The following is a 16,112-nucleotide window of genomic DNA, read 5'->3' on the forward strand; positions in this document are numbered from 1 at the left end:
CGACGGTCACGGATGTCGTGGATCGTGCAGGTCGCAGGCCCGCGGGGGGCGCTGCGCACGGCGCGCGGTCGGGGGTGCCTCGACGGACGGTCGGTCCGCTGCGCCGGGTGCGCCGGCGCGCCGACACACCCACCCCGGCCGGGGCCGCCCCGCGTGCACGGGGCGGCCCGGGACCGGTCGACGGCCCCTGACGGGGTCAGCGCTGGGCGGAGAGCTTGCGGCTCGCGACGACGTCGTCGATGAGCCCGTAGTCCTTGGCCTCGGGGGCCGTGAGGATCTTGTCGCGCTCGACGTCGGTGCGGATCTGCTCGGCGCTGCGGTTGGTGTGCCGCGCCAGCGTGTCCTCCATGAGGCGCCGCATGCGGGTGATCTCCGCGGCCTGGATCTCCAGGTCGGACGCCTGGCCGTAGAAGCCCTCGGTGGCCGGCTGGTGGATCATCACCCGGGCGTTGGGCACCGCGAGGCGCTTGCCGGGCGCACCGGCGCCGAGGATGACGGCCGCGGCCGACGCCGCCTGCCCGAGGCACACCGTGGCGATGTCCGGGCGGACGTACTGCATCGTGTCGTAGATCGCCATGAGCGCCGTGAACGAGCCGCCGGGCGAGTTGATGTACATCGTGATGTCGCGGTCCGGGTCGTTCGACTCCAGGAACAGCAGCTGCGCCATCACGTCGTTCGCCGACGCGTCGTCGATCTGCACCCCGAGGAAGATGATCCTTTCCTCGAAGAGCTTGTTGTAGGGGTTGGACTCCTTGACGCCGTAGCTGGTGCGCTCGACGAAAGAGGGGAGGATGTAGCGCCCCTGCGGCGAGGCCGGAGCCGTGCCGCCGGGCACGTGGAGCTCACTCATTCGCTCTCGATCTCCTGTCTCAGGACGCGGTGCCGTTGCCGTTGCCGCGCGACTCGGTCGAGCGCGCGACGACGTGGTCGATGAACCCGTACTCCAGGGCCTCGTACGGGTCGAACCACCGGTCGCGGTCCGAGTCCTCGGTGATCCGCTCGAAGGTCTGGCCGGTGTGCTGCGCGATCAGCTCGGCGAGCTGGCGCTTGAGCTTGCGCATGGACTCGGCCCGGATGGTGATGTCCGATTCCGTGCCGCCCAGGCCACCCGAGGGCTGGTGCATCATGATCTGCGCGTGCGGCAGGGCCAGGCGCTTGCCGGGAGCCCCCGCCGAGAGCAGGAACTGCCCCATCGAGGCGGCGAGACCCATGGCGACGGTGGAGACGTCGGGCTCGATCCACTCCATGGTGTCGTAGATCGCCATGCCCGCGGACACCGAGCCGCCGGGCGAGTTGATGTAGAGCGTGATGTCGGACTTCGGGTCCTCGGCGGAGAGCAGCAGCAGCTGGGCCGAGATCTGGTTCGCGATGTTGTCGCTGACCTCCTGACCGAGGACCACGATGCGCTCCCGCAGGAGGCGCTCGTAGACCGAGTCGTTGAGGCTCATCGACGAGCCGGCGGCGCGCATGACCGCTCCGGCCGGGTCGGAGAGGTGCTGGGTCACCTGTGTCCCTGCTTTCTCTGGCTGGGGTGATCGGTCTGGCGTCGGGCGGGCCCACCGACATCGACAGTAACCACCGGGACGGTCCGGACAGTCCGCCGGCGGCCCGTGTTCGCTCCTGGCCGAGCGATGCGTCGGAGAGGCGCCGACGGTCAGGCGCGCGTGGTCGAGTCGGGCGCGCCGACGACCTCGGTGTCGGCGTCCCCGTCGGCCTCCACCTGCGAGCTCGGCGACTCCGGGTCGCTCGCGTCGGTGTCGGCGGCGGCGACCTCCGAGCCGTCCGCCGGGCCGGCGGCCGCGTCGGCGCCCTCGGCGGCGGGGGCGTCCTCGTCGTCGGCGGCGTCGTCAGCGTCGTCACCGTCGGTGCCGAACAGCTCGGAGAGGTCGAGCTCCTCGCCGTCGGGACCGGTGATGGTGGCGGCGCGGACGACGGTGGCGAGCGCCTTGCCGCGCACCGTCTCGACCTGCATCTGCTCGATCATCGACTGCAGTTGGCCCGCCTGCTGCGCCTGCTGGATGAAGTCCTCGAGGCTGAGGCCGTAGCGCTGCGCCTGCATCGCGAGGTTCTGCATCAGGTCGTTCTGGTCGGGCCGGACCTCGGCCTTCTGCGCGATCTCGTCGAGGAGCAGCTGCACCTTCACGGTGCGCTCCGCGTCGGCGCGCAGCTCGGCGTCGAACTCCTCGCGGGTCTGGCCCTGCGACTCGACGTACTCCGTGAGCTTCTGCTCGTCGTGGTCGAACTCGTGGACCGCGTCGTGCGCGCGGGCCTCGAGCGTCGCCTGCACCATGCCCTCCGGCAGCGGCACCTCGGCGGCCTCGAGCAGCGCCTCGAGCACGCGGTCGCGCGCCTGGCTGCCCTGCTCCATCTTCTTGACCCGCGCGTGGCGGGTGCGCAGGTCGTCCTTGAGCTCGTCGAGGGTGTCGAACTCGCTCGCCAGCTGGGCGAACTCGTCGTCGGCCTCGGGGAGCTGGCGCTCCTTGACCGTCTGCACGGTGACCGTGACCTCGGCGTCGGAGCCGGCGTGCTCGCCGCCCACCAGCTTCGTCGTGAACTGTTTGGTCTCGCCCGCGGTCATGCCCTCGAGCGCCTCGTCGAGGCCGTCGATGAGCTGGCCCGAGCCGACCTCGTGGGACATGCCCGTGGCCTGGGCCTCCTCGATCGCCTCGCCGTCGACGCTGGCCGCGAGGTCGATGACGACGAAGTCGCCGTTCTGCACCGCGCGGTCGACGCCGGTGAGCGTGCCGAAGCGCGCCTGCAGGCCCTTGAGCTGGTCGTCGACGTCCTGGTCGGTGACCTCGGCCGCGTCGACGGACACGGTGATGGCCGCGTAGTCCGGCACCGTGATCTCGGGCCGGACGTCGACCTCGGCGGTGAAGGAGAGCGTGTCCACGCCCTCGGTCGGGGCGACCTCGATGTCCGGCTGGCCCAGCGGCTGGACCTCGGCCTCCGTGACGGCCTCGCCGTACTTGGCGGGCACGACCTCGCGGATGACCTCCTGGACCACGACCTCGCGACCGACGCGCTGGTCGAGGATCTGCCGGGGCGCCTTGCCGGGACGGAAGCCCGGGATGCGCACCTGCTTGGCGATCTCGCGGTAGGCCCGGTCGAAGTTGGGCTTGAGCTCGTCGAAGGGCACCTCGACGGCGAGTTTGACGCGCGTCGGCGACAGGTGCTCGACGGTGGACTTCACTGGTCGTCTCTCCTCGGGGCAGGGCAACGTGCGGGTGACCGGCGCCGTACGGATGTACGGACCCGATCGGGTCCGAGGCGCGACGCGGGAGGCCACCCTCACCGCTCACGGTCGAGGAGCACCGGGGACCGGTGCCTGCACCTGCTTGCGCGCCCGCCCGGGCGTGGCGGCGAGTCTAGACGTCACCCCCGACCACGCGCCGTGGCGCCCGGTCCGCGGCGTGTGGCGGCCCCGCCGAGCAGGGGTCGGAGGATGTCAGCGAAGTGGCGTCGCGGACGATGAGTGTCCGTATGGGTACTTCGATCACCGGCCCGGCGCCGCGCGCGGCGGACTGCTCCCGCTGCCTGGCGCTGTGCTGCGTCGGCCCGGCGTTCGCCGCCTCGGCCGACTTCGCGATCGACAAGCCGGCCCGCACCCCCTGCCCGCACCTCGGTGCCGACCACGCGTGCGGCATCCACGACCGCCTGCGCGATCGCGGCTTCCCGGGCTGCGTGGTGTTCGACTGCTTCGGCGCCGGCCAGCAGGTGGTGCAGGTGACCTTCGGCGGGTCGGCGCGGCGCGACCCGGCGATGTTCGCGGCGCTCGACGTCCTGCGTCCGCTGCACGAGGTGCTCGCGCTGCTCGACGAGGCCGCCCGTTCCTCCGTCGGCGACGAGGCGCGGGAGCTCCGCGCGCGGGTCGAGGAGATGGTCGCGCGGGACGCGGGGGCGCTCGCCGACCTCGACGTGGGCGCCGTCCGCCGTGAGGCCGGCGCGCTGTTCGACGAGCTCGTCGCCGAGGCCCACGCCGGCGCGCCGGGCCCCGACCTGCGGGGCGCGGACCTCGTCGGCGCCGACCTCCGCCGTCGCGACCTGCGCGCCGCCCGCCTGCGCGGTGCGCTGCTCGTCGGGGCCGACCTGCGCGGGGTCGACCTCGACCGCACCGAGCTCCTGGGCGCCGACCTGCGCGGCGCCGACCTCCGCGGCGCCCGCCTCGCCGGGACCCTGCTGCTCACCGCGCCCCAGCTCACCGCCGCCCGGGGCGACGCCGCGACCACCGTCCCCGCGCACCTCGGCCGACCGGCCCACTGGCTCCCGTAGCGTCCGCCGCCGTGACCCTGCGCTCGATCGCGCTGTTCGTGCTGGCCGCGGTGCTCGAGATCGGCGGCGCGTGGCTCGTGTGGCAGGCGCTGCGCGAGGGCCGGGCGTGGTGGTTCGCCGCGCTCGGGGTGGTCGCGCTCGGGCTCTACGGCTTCGTCGCCGCCTTCCAGCCCGACGCCGCGTTCGGCCGGGTGCTCGCGGCCTATGGCGGCGTGTTCGTCGCCGGCTCCCTGGCGTGGGGCGTGGTGCTCGACGGCTACCGGCCCGACCGCTTCGACGTCCTCGGCGCCCTGATCTGCCTCGCCGGGGTCGGCGTGATCATGTACGCGCCCCGCTGAGCCGCGCGTCCAGCTCGTCGAGGTCGGCGACGAACCACAGTTCGCGCCCGCGATCGGCCTCCCGCACCCAGTCGGCCACCGGCCCGGTCGCCTCCCCGAGGTGCTCGAGCGCGCCGACCACGACCAGGCGCAGCCGGTACTGCACGAACTTCTGCACGACGGCGCCCGCGACCCCGCTGGCCAGCCGGACGAAGTCCGGGGTGAGGCGCGTGACCGGCACCGCGACGACCTCGGCCTCGCCGCCGTAGGCCTCGCCGATCACGTCCGTCGCGTCGGTCTCGGTCGCGATGGCCGGGCCGTCGGCGGGTAGCAGCAGGACCCGCACGCCGTGGCGTTCGGTGGTGGTCGCGGGGTTCGTCACGCGGAGAGCGCACCACGCCGACGCGCGGCGATCGAGCGATTTCGGCAGGGTCGGCGGCCCTGCCGGCGAAGAGCCACCTGTCGCGGCAGGGCCGCCGCCGCGGCTGCCGAGGTGAACCGCTGGTCCCGAGCATGCCTGGTCACGGTGTGCGTACCGGCAGGGGGCGGGTCCACCGGCGGAGCGCGGCGACGGTCGGGGTGGCGGTGTCGTGTCTCAACACATCCCGGACAGGTGTCTCACGACATGCCGGACAGATGTCGCGGGTGATCCCGGACGGGCTCGGGACGCTCGTGCATGTCGTCCAAGGCGCGTCTGGTGATCACTGCTGTGGTCGTGGAGAAGCGGCCGGTCGCGCAGGTCGCGCGCGAGTACGGGGTGTCGCGGTCCTGGGTCTATGAGCTGCTCGCCCGCTACCGCGCCGAGGGTGACGGGGCGTTCCGGGCCCGCTCACGGCGACCGAAGACCTCGCCGCGGGCCACCCCGCCGGAGACGATCGAGATGGTCTTGGAGCTGCGCAAACGCCTCGCCGGGCAGGGCCTGGACGCCGGGCCGGACACCATCGTCTGGCACCTGGCCCACCACCAGGGCGTGGCCATCTCGCGGGCCACGGTCCACCGAATCCTGGCCCGCCACAGCCAGGTCGTGCCGACCCCGGCCAAGCGCCCCAAGTCGTCCTACCTGCGCTTCGAGGCCACCTACCCCAATGAGTGCTGGCAGTCCGACTTCACCCACCACCGCCTTGCCGGCGGCGCCCACGTCGAGATCATCACCTGGCTCGACGACCACTCCCGCTACGCCCTGGGGGTGACCGCCCACCACCGAGTCACCGCCGGAATCGTGGCCGCCACCTTCGCCACCGCGGCCGCTGCGCACGGGTTCCCGGCCTCGACCCTGACCGACAACGGCATGGTCTACACCGTCCGGCTGGCCTCGCGCCGCGGCGGTCGCACCGCTCTCGAGCACGAACTTGCCCGCCGCGGCATCACCCAGAAGAACAGCCGACCGTCGCACCCCACGACCTGCGGCAAGGTCGAACGTTTCCAGCAGACCCTGAAGAACTGGCTGCGCGCACAACCCCACCCACCGGCGACGATCGTCGAGCTCCAAGCCCTGCTCCACCGCTTCGTCGAGACCTACAACCACCAGCGGCCACACCGCGCGCTCGCCCACCGCGCCACCCCGGCCACCGCCTACACCGCCCGCCCCAAAGCCGCCCCCGGCGCCGACCGCACCACCGACACCCACCACCGCGTCCGCACCGACAAGATCGACAAGTCCGGGACGGTCACCCTGCGCGTCGCCGGCCGGCTGCGCCACATCGGCATCGGCCGACCCCACAGCGGAACCCACGTCCTACTGCTCACCCAGGACCGCCACGTGCGCGTCATCGACGCCGCCACCGGCGAACTCCTCCGCGAGCTCGAGATCGACCTCACCCGCGACTACCAGCCCCGACACCCACCGACCCCGAAATGACAAACGCCCGAACCCACACAACGTGGGTCCGGGCGTCCGGGATGTCCTGAGACATCACAACGGTCGGGGTGGCGGGATTCGAACCCACGGCCCCTCGCTCCCAAAGCGAGTGCGCTACCAAGCTGCGCTACACCCCGTGCCGGCGAGCATAGGGGCGGCGGGTGTGGACCGCGGAGGCGCCGCCGCCTCCCGGTCCGCGACGCAGCGTCTCAGTCGAGTCCGCGGACGATGTGGTCGTCCTCCAGGGCCTCGATCTGGTCGACGGCCTTCTGCGCGTTGGACATCCCCGACTCCTTCCGTTCGACGGGTCCGGACGAACCCATCGTGACGAGGGTGAGACGCCTACCGGGACGTATCGGTTGGGCGTCGCGTCGGGAGGGATCGGTCTAGTCGATCGGTCAAGATGCTCCGGAGCCGTCGTCGGCCCACCGGAAGGGTGACGGGAGGGGCGTCCGCTACGGTGGAACCGGGCCGTGAGGTCCACGCGGGCGTAGCTCAATGGTAGAGCCCCAGTCTTCCAAACTGGCTACGCGGGTTCGATTCCCGTCGCCCGCTCCACCGCGTCGCGCCTGGTCAGGAGCGTGCCCTGGCCTGACCGGGCATGACCATCCGAGCGGCCGTGCTCGACGTCGGCGGCGTCCTCGAGATCACCCCCGCGATGGACTTCGACGCCCGGTGGGAGGACGACCTCGGCCTGCCGCCGGGGACGGTCCTCCAGCGCCTCGATGACGTCTTCGCTGCGGGCGCGCGGTCGGCGGGGTGAGCGAGGCCCAGGTGCTCGCGGCGGTCCGCGACCGTCTCGGGATCGGCGCCGCGAAGGTCGACGAGCTGATGGCGATCGTGTGGGAGCAGTACCTCGGGTCGCGAACACCGACCTGATCGCCTGGGCCCGCCGACTGAGGCCAGGACTGCGCACCGGGATCCATCAGCAACGGTTTCGTGGGGGCCCGCGAACGCGAGCAGGCGGCGTACGGCTTCGCCGACCTGGTCGACGTGGTCGTCTACTCCCACGAGATCGGCGTCGCCGAGCCCGAACCCCGTGCCTACGAGACCGACTGCCGACAGCTGGGGGTCCGCCCGGCCGAGGCCGCGTTCCTCGACGACGTCGAGGGGGCGGTCGACGGCGCCCGCGCGGTGGGGATGCACGCCGTGCACTCCCGCGACAACGCCAGGCCCTCGAGGCCCTCATCGCCCGGGCGACGTGACCCGGCTCAGGCCGTGCGCGACCGCGGCTCGTCGACCGCCGGCTCGCACGCCTCGCACGCCTCCACCAGGTCGCGCAGCGGCAGCGTCAGCTCGGCGGCCAGGGCCGCGACGGTGAAGAACGCCGGCGTCGGCACGCGGCCGGACTCGATCTTGCGCAGCGTCTCCACCGGCATGTCGACGGCCGCGGCGACCGAGGTCATGCTCCGGGCGCCGCGCGCGTCGCGCAGCACCTCCCCCAGGCGACGCCCACGCTCGCGCTCCTGCGGGGTCAGCGGCACACGCACCATGACCGTGATACTAATACCGGGATAGTTATCCCGAACTCCTGGAGCGACGCGGTGATCGAGCTCAAGACCCCCGACGAGATCGCGCTGATGCGCCAGGCCGGCCGCATCACCGCCGCGGCGCTCGACGCCGTCCGGGACGCGGCGGCGGTCGGCGTCCGCCTCGACGAGCTCGACGCGGTGGCCGCCGAGGTCATCGCGTCCGCCGAGGCCGAGCCGCTGTTCCTGGGCTACCGCCCGACCCCGGCGTTCTCGCCGTACCCCGGTGTCACCTGCATCAGCGTCAACGACGCCGTGGTGCACGGCATCCCCGGCCGGTACGCGCTCGAGCCCGGCGACCTGGTCAGCGTCGACTGCGGCGCCCGGTACCGCGGCTGGAGCGGCGACGCCGCCGTCTCCTTCCTCGTCGGCGAGCACCCCGACCCCGAGGTCACCCGCCGCGACCGGGCCCTCATCGCCACCACGCAGGCCGCCCTCGACGCCGGCATCGCCGCCGCCGTGCCCGGCGCCAGGCTCGGCGACGTCGCGCACGCGATCGGGCAGGTGGGTCGCTCCGCCGGCTACGGGCTCATGGCGAACCACGGCGGGCACGGCATCGGCCGCGAGATGCACGAGGCCCCGCACGTCCCCAACGAGGGCCGGCCGGGACGCGGCGTGCGGCTGCGCCCCGGCCTGGTGCTCGCCCTCGAGCCGATGCTCATCGCGGGCGGGACCGACGCCTACGACGAGGACCCCGACGGCTGGACCCTGCGCACCCGCGACCACAGCCGCGCCGCCCACATCGAGCACACCGTCGCCGTCACCGCGGACGGCCCCGAGGTGCTCACCCTCTCCCCCGCGCCGGCCGTCGGGCGCGGCTGATCAGTCGGCTCGCGACCCGGCCGGGCACCCCGGACTGGATCGCGTGGCACGCAGCCGGGTCGGCAGGAGGACGCGGCAACTCCTGGTGTTCGCCCACGTCGCGCCGAGCCTGGGGTGGATGGGCGCCGGCGCGGCCGACGTCGTCCTGGCCATGACGGCCGGGTACACGGCCACCCCCGAGGTGCGGCGCGTCTGCTACCACATGATCGAGCGGATCGACGCGTACCTGGTGATCCCCGGCGCCTTCGGCGCGCTGGTCAGTGGCCCGGCGCGGGCGGCCACGACGCCCGCGTGACCGACCGGTCGGGCACCCTGCCGCCATGGCCACCCTCGGCGCGTTCGTCCTCGGCACCCCGGACCCGGCGACGCTCTCCGCGTTCTACCGCGAGCTGCTCGGGTGGGTCACCGTCGAGGGGTGCGACCCGACCTTCCTGCGCCTGCGCGACCCCGAGCGGGAGCGGCCCGGGCTGAGCTTCCAGCTCGAGCCCGACCACGTCGCGCCCACCTGGCCGCCACGCCCGGGCACGCAGCAGATGCAGGGGCACCTCGACGTGCTGGTCGAGGACCTCGACGCCGAGGTGGAGCGGGCGCTGTCGCTGGGCGCGACGCACGAGGAGCACCAGCCCGCCAAGGGCGTCGTCGTCCTGCGCGACCCGCACGGGCACCCGTTCTGCCTCTTCGTCCCCGGCGCCTGAACCAGCGTCCGGCAACCGGCGTGGCGCCCCCGGCACTCCCGTAGGCTCGGGCCCTCGGGCACCGGGAGGATGCGGGTGCCCGACGCCCGCCGCGTCCCCGCGGGGCACGGGCGCCCCGAGCACCGGTACCGCCGCCGCCGGGAGTCGGCCGGATGACCCCTCCCCGATCCGCGGCGCCGGCCCCGCTGGGCGTGAGCTGCACGGACCTCGCCGACCCCGCCCGTCTCCGGTCCCTCGCGGAGGCCGGGCTGTCGGCGGACCCGGACCCGGACATGGACCTGTTCGCCGGGCGGGTGCGGCGCTGGCTGGGCGTCCCCGTCGCGCTGGTGTCGCTGGTGCACCCCGAGGAGCAGGTCTTCCCCGGGGCCAGCGGGCTGCCCGAGCCCCTGGACTGGGAGCGCCGGACGCCGCTGACGCACTCGTTCTGCCAGCACGTCGTGATGTCGGCGAAGCCGCTCATCGTCGAGGACGCCCGCGAGCACGAGCTGGTCGCCGACAACGCGGCGATCCGCGACCTCGGGGTCATCGCCTACGCGGGCTTCCCGCTGACCGACGGGGCCGGCAACGTCCTCGGCTCGCTGTGCGCGCTCGACATGGTGCCGCGGCGCTGGGACCCGACCCAGCTCGACGCGCTCGAGGACCTGGCGCGCATGTGCTCGGTCGCCCTGCGCCTGCGGCTGGCCACCGTCGATGCCGATCGCGAGCGCCAGCGGCGCGACGAGCTCGACGCGCGCCTGCGCCAGCAGCTCCAGAGCCGCACCACGGCCACCCACATCCTGCAGCGGGCCATGCTCGCGACCCTGCCCAAGGTCGGCGGGCTGACCATGGCCGCGCACTACGCGCCCGCCGACAGCCGCGAGGACGTGGGCGGCGACTGGTACGACGTCGTGCGGCTCCCCGCCCGCGACGGCGACGACGACGACCGCGGCGTGCTCGTCCTGTCCGTCGGCGACATCGCCGGTCACACCCTCTCGGCGGCCACCGAGATGGGCCAGGTGCGCTCGATGCTGCGGCAGGCCACCTGGGACCGGGCCGGCGAGCCGCCGTCGGGGGTCGTCGCGGCCTTCGAGGACGCCGACGACATCGTCGGGCCCCGCGCGCGCGGCACGCTGGTGCTCGCCCACCTCCAGGAGGAGCGCGACGGCACCTGGGCGATGACCTGGAGCAACGCCGGCCACCCGCCGCCGATCCTGCTCGCGCCCGGGCGGCCGCCGCAGCTGCTCGACGGCGTCGACCCGATGTTCGGCTTCCCGCACCTGCTGCTGCGGCCCCGCACCGACGCGCGGGTCGCCGTGCCCGCCGGCTCGCTGCTGTTCCTGCACACCGACGGGCTCGTCGAGCGCCGCGGGGAGGACCTCGACGTCGGCACCGCCCGGCTCGTGGAGCGGCTGGACCAGCTGCGCGACGAGGACGCCACGACGCTGCCCGAGCGGGTCGTCGCCGAGCTCTCGCCCGGCGAGGACGACGTCGTCGCCCTCGCCGTGCGGGTCGGGGCCTAAGCTGGCGGCCTACAGGGCGGCGTACAGCGCCGACTCGAAGTCGCCGTAGAGCTTCCACGCCTCGTGCTCGCTGATGAACGGCAGCGAGTTCGTGTAGATCGACGCGCAGATGCCGGTGGAGCGGTCGATGAAGAAGTGCGTGTTGAGCAGGCCTGCCCAGGCGCCGGACCACGCGCGACGCCGGCCCGGCACGTCGTCGGTGTTGAGCAGCAGGCCGTAACCCCACGTCCAGCCCGGGCCGAGGTGCAGCGTGTCGGTGGTCGCCGGGTCCGCCGAGGCGATCTCGGTGGGCATCTCGAGGCCGCCGAGCTGGTCGGAGAACGCGGCGTCGACCATCTCCTGGCTCAGGATGCGCACGCCGTCGAGCTCGCCGCCGCGCAGCAGGGCGCGCTCGAAGCGGATGTAGTCGCGCGGCGTGGAGTGCAGGCCGTGGCCCGCCGACCACCACTCCGGGTCGTCGGGCAGGACGTTGCCCGCCGAGGCCCAGGTGCCGTCCTCGCCCTTGAGGTGCACGGGGGTCTTGTTGCCCTGCCGGGCGTCACCGAGCGCGAACACCGTCTCGTCCATGCCCAGCGGGCCGGTGATGTTCTCCTTGAGGACGACGTCGAGCGTCGTGCCGGCGACGGCCTCGACGACGCGGCCCAGCCAGTCGGTGTTGATGCCGTACTCGAAGCGCGTGCCGGGGTCGGCCACGAGCGGCGCCTGCAGCGCCCGCGCGTCGCCGGGCACGACGTTGGGCAGGCCGGTGACGGCCTCGTAGCGCACCAGGTCGGCGTTCCAGAAGAAGTAGCTCAGCCCGGCGGTGTGGGTGACGAGCTGGCGGACCGTCGCCCGGCTCGCGGGCGCCCGCAGCCGCGGGGTGTCGCCGTCGAAGCCGTCGAGCACCTGGAGCTCGGCGAACTCGGGCCGGTACGTGTCGACCGGGGCGTCCAGGTCGAGCTCCCCGCGCTCGACCTGCTGCAGCGCCGCGGCCGTCGCCACCATCTTGGTCATCGACATGATGCGGAAGTGGGTGCTCGAGGAGACCTCCTCCGAGTCCTCCCGACCACCCGCGGTCCGGCGCCGCCCTCGTAGAACACCCCGTCGGCGTCCGCCGCGATGGCCGCGACGTGCGGGACGTCGCCGTGGTCGACCGCGGCCCGCAGGACCCAGTCGATGCCGGATCCGTCGATGGTCCTGCCCATGGTGTGGACTCCTCCCGCGGAGCGACGTCGCCCCGCTGATCCACTCAGTGTGCGCGGCGCCACACTGGGCCGCGACCCGACCGGACCGCGAGGAGGCACCGTGGCGCTGGAGTGGAACCCGTTGCTGCTCGAGCAGGTCGACTGGCTGTGGCGCCACAGCTGGCGCCCGCGCCTGGACGGCCTCACCGACGAGCAGTACTTCTGGGAACCCGCGCCGGGCGCGTGGAGCGTGCGCCCCCGGGGCGAGGCCGTCTCGCCGATGGCCACCGGCGCGGGCGACCTCGTCATCGACTTCGCCTACCCCGAGCCCGACCCGCCCCCGGTGACGACGATCGCCTGGCGGCTCGGGCACGTGATCGTCGGCGTGCTGGCGATGCGGGTGGCCGGCCACTTCGGCGGCCCGCCCGTCGACTACGGCAGCCACCACTACGCGGCGACGGCGCGGGAGGCCCTCGCCCAGCTCGACGCGGCCTACGCGGCGTGGACGGCGGGCGTGCGCTCGCTCGGCGAGGACGGGCTGGGCGCGCCGTGCGGGCCGAGCGAGGGCCCGTTCGCCGCGGAGCCGATGGGGGTGCTCGTGCTGCACATCAACCGCGAGCTGCTCCACCACGGCGCCGAGATCGCGCTGCTGATGGACCTGCACCGCGCGCGCCCGGCCTGATCACGGGTCGGCGCGAGCGGGTAGCCGCGCCCATGGCCGACACACGCAACGGACCCGAGCTGCACCCGATGACCGAGGAGCTGGCCTCGGGCAAGAACTTCGCCTCGGTGTCGACGCTGCTGCCCAGCGGGCGCATCCAGACCCAGGTGCTGTGGGTGGGCATCAAGGACGGGTCGCTGGTGATCAACACCGAGACCCACCGGAAGCGCTTCGAGAACATCGAGAAGGACGCGCGGATCACCGTGCTCATCCGCGACGAGCAGGACCCCTACCGCTACGCGGAGGTCCGCGGGCAGGTCACGCGCACGACCACCGGTGACGAGGCCCGCCAGCACATCGACGAGCTGGCCCAGCGCTACACGGGCGACGACTACCCGCCCGACGCGATCAAGTCCGAGCGCGTGATCCTCTGGATCACCCCGGAGCGCCAGACGATCATCGACCAGAACGTCGACCTCAGCGACTGAGGAGCCCTCGGGCATCATGGGCGGCGATGGCGACCCCGTCCGGCCCCCCGCCACGACCCCGCGACCGCGTGCTCGTCGGGCTGGCGGGCGGTGTCGCCGCCGCCCTGCTCGTCGTCCTCGCGCTGCGCCTGCCCACCGGGCGGCCGCTGGGCGTCGAGGACAACGGCGACGGCTACCGGCTCTACTGCGGTGCGGGCCTGCGCCCGGACACCCTCGACGGCTTCGCCAGCTGGCAGGACGGGTGGGTGCAGACCTACGCGGTCGGCCCGCCGACGTGCGTGGACCCGGTGCCCTCGTCGGCGCTGGTGATCGCCCGGGCGACGACCTGGCTGACGTCGGGCACGTGGACGCCGGGCGTGCTGGGCTGGACCTACGCGGTGCTCGTCGGCCTCGTCGTCGGGGTCGGCGCGTGGGCGGCGTCGGCGGCGGGGCGCCGGCGGGCGCTGGTCGTCGCGGTGCCGGTGCTGCCGCTGGCCGCCGCGACGTTCCCCCGCTTCTTCGTCTCGACCTACAGCGAGCCCGCGGGCCTGCTCGGGTGTCTGGCCACGGCCGTGGGCGTCGCCGCGGTGCTCGCCACGCACCGTGAGCACCGCGCCGCCCGGGTCACCGCGCTGGTGCTGGTCGGCGCCGGCGGGCTCGTCGCCACCACGGCGAAGGTGGCCTACGTCCCGGTGCTCGCGGTGGCGGTACTGGTGTGCGCGGCGACGGCGGTGGGCGTGCGGCGACCCCGCCGCGCCGGGCCCGCCGTCGCGGTGGTGACCGCGCTGCTGGCCGTCGCGCCCGTCCTCGACGCCGTCGAGCGCCAGCAGCAGTTCTACGCGTCGGTGAACGCGCACGACCTGGTGTTCACGACGGTCCTGCTCGAGCTCGGGCCCGGGGCCACCGCGGACCTGGGCCTGCCGCCCGAGGCCGCGGCGCTGACCGGCAACGGCTACTTCAACGGCCCGCCGCGCCCCGACGGCGTCGCGTGGTGGGAGGACGCGATCGCCGCGCGGTCCGGCGAGACCCGGTCCGCCGCGCTGGGCCTGCTCGCCGAGCACCCCGCTGCCTCCTTGCGCGCGGTCGGGGTGGGCCTGCAGGCGACGACGCGCGCCGACCTCCCCTACCTCGACTCCGGCCCGGCGCGGGCGTCCCGGCTGGCGTCGCCCTCGGGCGACCCCGGGTGGTCCGGGGCGCGCCAGCCCGACCTCGCGCAGGTCCTCGACGCCACGAGCCGCCCGCCCTGGGTGCCGTCCGTGCTGGTCGTCCTGGCGCTCGTGGCGGCGGCGACGGCGCGGTGGCAGGGCCGGGCGGGGCGCTGGTCGCTGGCGGCGGGGCTCGCCGCGGCCACCGCGCTCGCCCTCGTCGTCGTGGCCGTCGCGGGCGACGGCTACTTCGAGGTGTTCAAGCACGTGTGGCTCGCGGCGTACCTCCTGGCCCTCGCGGGGCTCGCCCTGGCCGGCGCCGCTGCGACGGCCGTCGTCGCGGCGGTGCGCCGGACCCGTTAGCGGTCGGTGCGCCGGTCGCCGGCGGGCCGCAGCGGGTCGTGCCCCAGGCACATGAGGAAGCGCCGCCACTGCGCCGAGTCGCCGGCGTCGGGCTCGAGGTCCTCGCCGCGCTCGCGGTGCACGATCTCGACCACCCGCTCCATCACGGCGATGTCGTCCTCTTCGAGGTCGACCTTGCGCTTGCCGAGGATCGCGAGCACTTGCGCGCCCGTCGGGGGCATGCTCTCGCCGGGGACGAAGTCGGCGTCCTCGGTGGCCTCCTCGGTGAGCAGCCAGCGCTCCAGCTCGCGGGAGTCCATGTTCACCACGCGGTGGAACTCGCTCCAGAGGTCGTCGTATCCGGTACTGGACGTCATGGGCGCGGGTGCCCGCCCCGGGCGTCCCGGCAACCGTGCAGGAGTAGGAAGGCGCGGTGCGCGCATACGGGTTCCTCTCCGCCGGCGGTCCCGACCAGGAGGCGTTCCTCGACGTCGACGTGCCCGAGCCGGGGCCCGACCAGCTCCTGGTGCGGGTGCGGGCCGCGGGCGTGAACCCGGGCGACTGGCGGCTGCGCAACGGCGAGTACGGCACCGTCGGGCCCGCGGTGCTGGGCCGGGAGGTCGCGGGCACGGTCGTCGCGGCCGGCGAGGGCGTCACGGGGTTCGCCCCCGGCGACGAGGTGTTCGGCGGCTGCCCGGGCATGGTCGGCGGCTGGGCCGAGCAGGCGCTGGTCACCGCGTCGTTCGCCGCCCGCCGCCCGGACGGGGTCTCGCCGACCGACGCGGCCGCGCTCCCGGTCGCCGCCGGCACCGCCTACGACGCCCTGGACGCGCTCGCGCTGCCCGCCGGCGCGACGCTGCTCGTCAACGGGGCGGGCGGCGGGGTCGGCATCCCGACCGTCCAGCTCGCGCGGGCGCGCGGCCTGCACGTCGTCGGCACCGCCTCGGAGGGCAAGCAGGACCTGCTGACCGAGCTCGGCGCCACCGCCGTGGTCGGCGGGCACCACCGGGTCGCCGACCACGTCCGGGCCGCGGCCCCCCACGGCGTCGACGGGGTGTTCGACCTGGTCGGGGGCGACGCGCTGCGCGCCGTGGCCCCGCTGACCGACCCCGCGCGGCTCTTCTCCGTCGCCGACAAGCCCCTGGTCGCCGAGCTCGGCGGGCGCGACGTCCCCCGCGACCGCAGCACCCGCGTGCTCGATGCCCTCGCCGGCCTCGTCGCGTCGGGCGACCTCGACCCCTGGGTCCGCACCGTGCTCCCGTTCGCGCGGGTCGGCGAGGCGCTGGCGCAGGTCGAGGACGGCCACACCCTGGGCAAGGTCGTCGTGACGCTGGACGCCTGA

The 16,112-nt window shown here is 74.3% G+C and carries 19 protein-coding genes, 2 tRNA genes and 1 pseudogene; 14 read left to right on the forward strand and 8 right to left on the reverse strand.

Features of this window, described 5'->3' with window-relative positions:
• Positions 1-196: 196 nt before the first annotated feature.
• From ACQPX6_RS21635 to tig, 3 genes are all read right to left on the reverse strand, one after another.
• Complete coding sequence (locus ACQPX6_RS21635; RefSeq protein WP_433782482.1) at positions 197-850, reverse strand: ATP-dependent Clp protease proteolytic subunit; 654 nt, start codon at positions 848-850, stop codon at positions 197-199.
• A gap of 19 nt (positions 851-869) precedes the next feature.
• On the reverse strand, positions 870-1,469 hold the full coding sequence (locus ACQPX6_RS21640) for an ATP-dependent Clp protease proteolytic subunit (protein ID WP_433788319.1): 600 nt from the start codon (positions 1,467-1,469) through the stop codon (positions 870-872).
• Between the two features lie 185 nt (positions 1,470-1,654).
• Positions 1,655-3,193, reverse strand: a complete 1,539-nt coding sequence (tig, locus tag ACQPX6_RS21645; protein WP_433782483.1) for a trigger factor — start codon at positions 3,191-3,193, stop codon at positions 1,655-1,657.
• Positions 3,194-3,483: 290 nt separating this feature from the next.
• Between tig and ACQPX6_RS21650 the strand changes: the two genes are divergently transcribed.
• Both ACQPX6_RS21650 and ACQPX6_RS21655 read left to right on the forward strand, forming a co-directional pair.
• Entirely contained in the window at positions 3,484-4,272 is a 789-nt protein-coding gene (locus tag ACQPX6_RS21650) for a pentapeptide repeat-containing protein (protein WP_433782484.1), read from the forward strand.
• Between the two features lie 11 nt (positions 4,273-4,283).
• On the forward strand, positions 4,284-4,610 hold the full coding sequence (locus tag ACQPX6_RS21655; RefSeq protein ID WP_433782485.1) for a YnfA family protein: 327 nt from the start codon (positions 4,284-4,286) through the stop codon (positions 4,608-4,610).
• On the opposite strand, the gene ACQPX6_RS21660 is transcribed toward ACQPX6_RS21655, so the two are convergent.
• On the reverse strand, positions 4,591-4,971 hold the full coding sequence (locus tag ACQPX6_RS21660; protein WP_433782486.1) for a DUF4180 domain-containing protein: 381 nt from the start codon (positions 4,969-4,971) through the stop codon (positions 4,591-4,593). The genes ACQPX6_RS21655 and ACQPX6_RS21660 overlap by 20 nt on opposite strands.
• Positions 4,972-5,265: 294 nt before the next feature.
• Between ACQPX6_RS21660 and ACQPX6_RS21665 the strand changes: the two genes are divergently transcribed.
• Positions 5,266-6,447, forward strand: a complete 1,182-nt coding sequence (locus tag ACQPX6_RS21665) for an IS481 family transposase (protein ID WP_433781575.1) — start codon at positions 5,266-5,268, stop codon at positions 6,445-6,447.
• 63 nt (positions 6,448-6,510) lie between these two features.
• Here the strand turns inward: ACQPX6_RS21665 and ACQPX6_RS21670 are convergent.
• Positions 6,511-6,584: transfer RNA gene (locus ACQPX6_RS21670), tRNA-Pro, on the reverse strand.
• Between the two features lie 347 nt (positions 6,585-6,931).
• Here ACQPX6_RS21670 and ACQPX6_RS21675 point away from each other — a divergent pair.
• The 3 genes and pseudogenes from ACQPX6_RS21675 to ACQPX6_RS21685 form a co-directional block, all read left to right on the forward strand.
• Positions 6,932-7,005 (forward strand) — tRNA-Gly (locus ACQPX6_RS21675).
• A 43-nt stretch (positions 7,006-7,048) separates the two neighbouring features.
• Positions 7,049-7,210 carry a hypothetical protein gene (locus tag ACQPX6_RS21680; protein WP_433782487.1) on the forward strand — a complete coding sequence of 54 codons (162 nt, stop codon included), beginning with the start codon at positions 7,049-7,051 and terminating at the stop codon, positions 7,208-7,210.
• Between the two features lie 161 nt (positions 7,211-7,371).
• Positions 7,372-7,590 (forward strand): annotated as a pseudogene (locus tag ACQPX6_RS21685) (HAD-IA family hydrolase); the annotation flags it as partial.
• A gap of 68 nt (positions 7,591-7,658) precedes the next feature.
• Here the strand turns inward: ACQPX6_RS21685 and ACQPX6_RS21690 are convergent.
• A complete protein-coding gene (locus tag ACQPX6_RS21690) occupies positions 7,659-7,940 on the reverse strand; it encodes a helix-turn-helix domain-containing protein (protein ID WP_433782488.1) in 282 nt (93 codons plus the stop codon).
• A gap of 51 nt (positions 7,941-7,991) precedes the next feature.
• Between ACQPX6_RS21690 and map the strand changes: the two genes are divergently transcribed.
• The 4 genes from map (at position 7,992) to ACQPX6_RS21710 (ending at position 10,992) form a co-directional block, all read left to right on the forward strand.
• Entirely contained in the window at positions 7,992-8,798 is an 807-nt protein-coding gene (gene map / locus ACQPX6_RS21695) for a type I methionyl aminopeptidase (RefSeq protein ID WP_433782489.1), read from the forward strand.
• 43 nt (positions 8,799-8,841) lie between these two features.
• Positions 8,842-9,093, forward strand: coding sequence for a hypothetical protein (locus tag ACQPX6_RS21700; protein ID WP_433782490.1), 252 nt, complete (start codon positions 8,842-8,844; stop codon positions 9,091-9,093).
• Between the two features lie 25 nt (positions 9,094-9,118).
• Entirely contained in the window at positions 9,119-9,493 is a 375-nt protein-coding gene (locus ACQPX6_RS21705) for a VOC family protein (RefSeq protein WP_433782491.1), read from the forward strand.
• A 152-nt stretch (positions 9,494-9,645) separates the two neighbouring features.
• On the forward strand, positions 9,646-10,992 hold the full coding sequence (locus ACQPX6_RS21710) for a PP2C family protein-serine/threonine phosphatase (protein ID WP_433782492.1): 1,347 nt from the start codon (positions 9,646-9,648) through the stop codon (positions 10,990-10,992).
• Positions 10,993-11,001: 9 nt separating this feature from the next.
• Here the strand turns inward: ACQPX6_RS21710 and ACQPX6_RS21715 are convergent, their stop codons facing one another.
• Positions 11,002-11,985 (reverse strand): serine hydrolase domain-containing protein, encoded by a 984-nt coding sequence (locus ACQPX6_RS21715; protein ID WP_433782493.1) that lies wholly within the window; start codon positions 11,983-11,985, stop codon positions 11,002-11,004.
• 297 nt (positions 11,986-12,282) lie between these two features.
• Here ACQPX6_RS21715 and ACQPX6_RS21720 point away from each other — a divergent pair, with 297 nt between their 5' ends.
• The 3 genes from ACQPX6_RS21720 to ACQPX6_RS21730 are packed head-to-tail and all read left to right on the forward strand — an operon-like array spanning position 12,283 to position 14,791.
• On the forward strand, positions 12,283-12,837 hold the full coding sequence (locus ACQPX6_RS21720; RefSeq protein ID WP_433788320.1) for a DinB family protein: 555 nt from the start codon (positions 12,283-12,285) through the stop codon (positions 12,835-12,837).
• 32 nt (positions 12,838-12,869) lie between these two features.
• Complete coding sequence (locus ACQPX6_RS21725; protein ID WP_433782494.1) at positions 12,870-13,304, forward strand: PPOX class F420-dependent oxidoreductase; 435 nt, start codon at positions 12,870-12,872, stop codon at positions 13,302-13,304.
• Between the two features lie 26 nt (positions 13,305-13,330).
• Positions 13,331-14,791: a hypothetical protein gene (locus ACQPX6_RS21730; RefSeq protein WP_433782495.1), complete on the forward strand. Its 1,461-nt coding sequence runs from the start codon at positions 13,331-13,333 to the stop codon at positions 14,789-14,791.
• On the opposite strand, the gene ACQPX6_RS21735 is transcribed toward ACQPX6_RS21730, so the two are convergent.
• Positions 14,788-15,147, reverse strand: a complete 360-nt coding sequence (locus tag ACQPX6_RS21735; protein ID WP_433782496.1) for a DUF3140 domain-containing protein — start codon at positions 15,145-15,147, stop codon at positions 14,788-14,790. The two genes, ACQPX6_RS21730 and ACQPX6_RS21735, sit on opposite strands and share 4 nt — an antisense overlap.
• Before the next feature lie 56 nt (positions 15,148-15,203).
• On the opposite strand from ACQPX6_RS21735, the gene ACQPX6_RS21740 reads away from it, so the two are divergent.
• Complete coding sequence (locus ACQPX6_RS21740; protein ID WP_433782497.1) at positions 15,204-16,112, forward strand: NADP-dependent oxidoreductase; 909 nt, start codon at positions 15,204-15,206, stop codon at positions 16,110-16,112.

Source organism: Actinomycetospora sp. CA-101289 (assembly GCF_050955895.1).
GTDB lineage: Bacteria > Actinomycetota > Actinomycetes > Mycobacteriales > Pseudonocardiaceae > Actinomycetospora.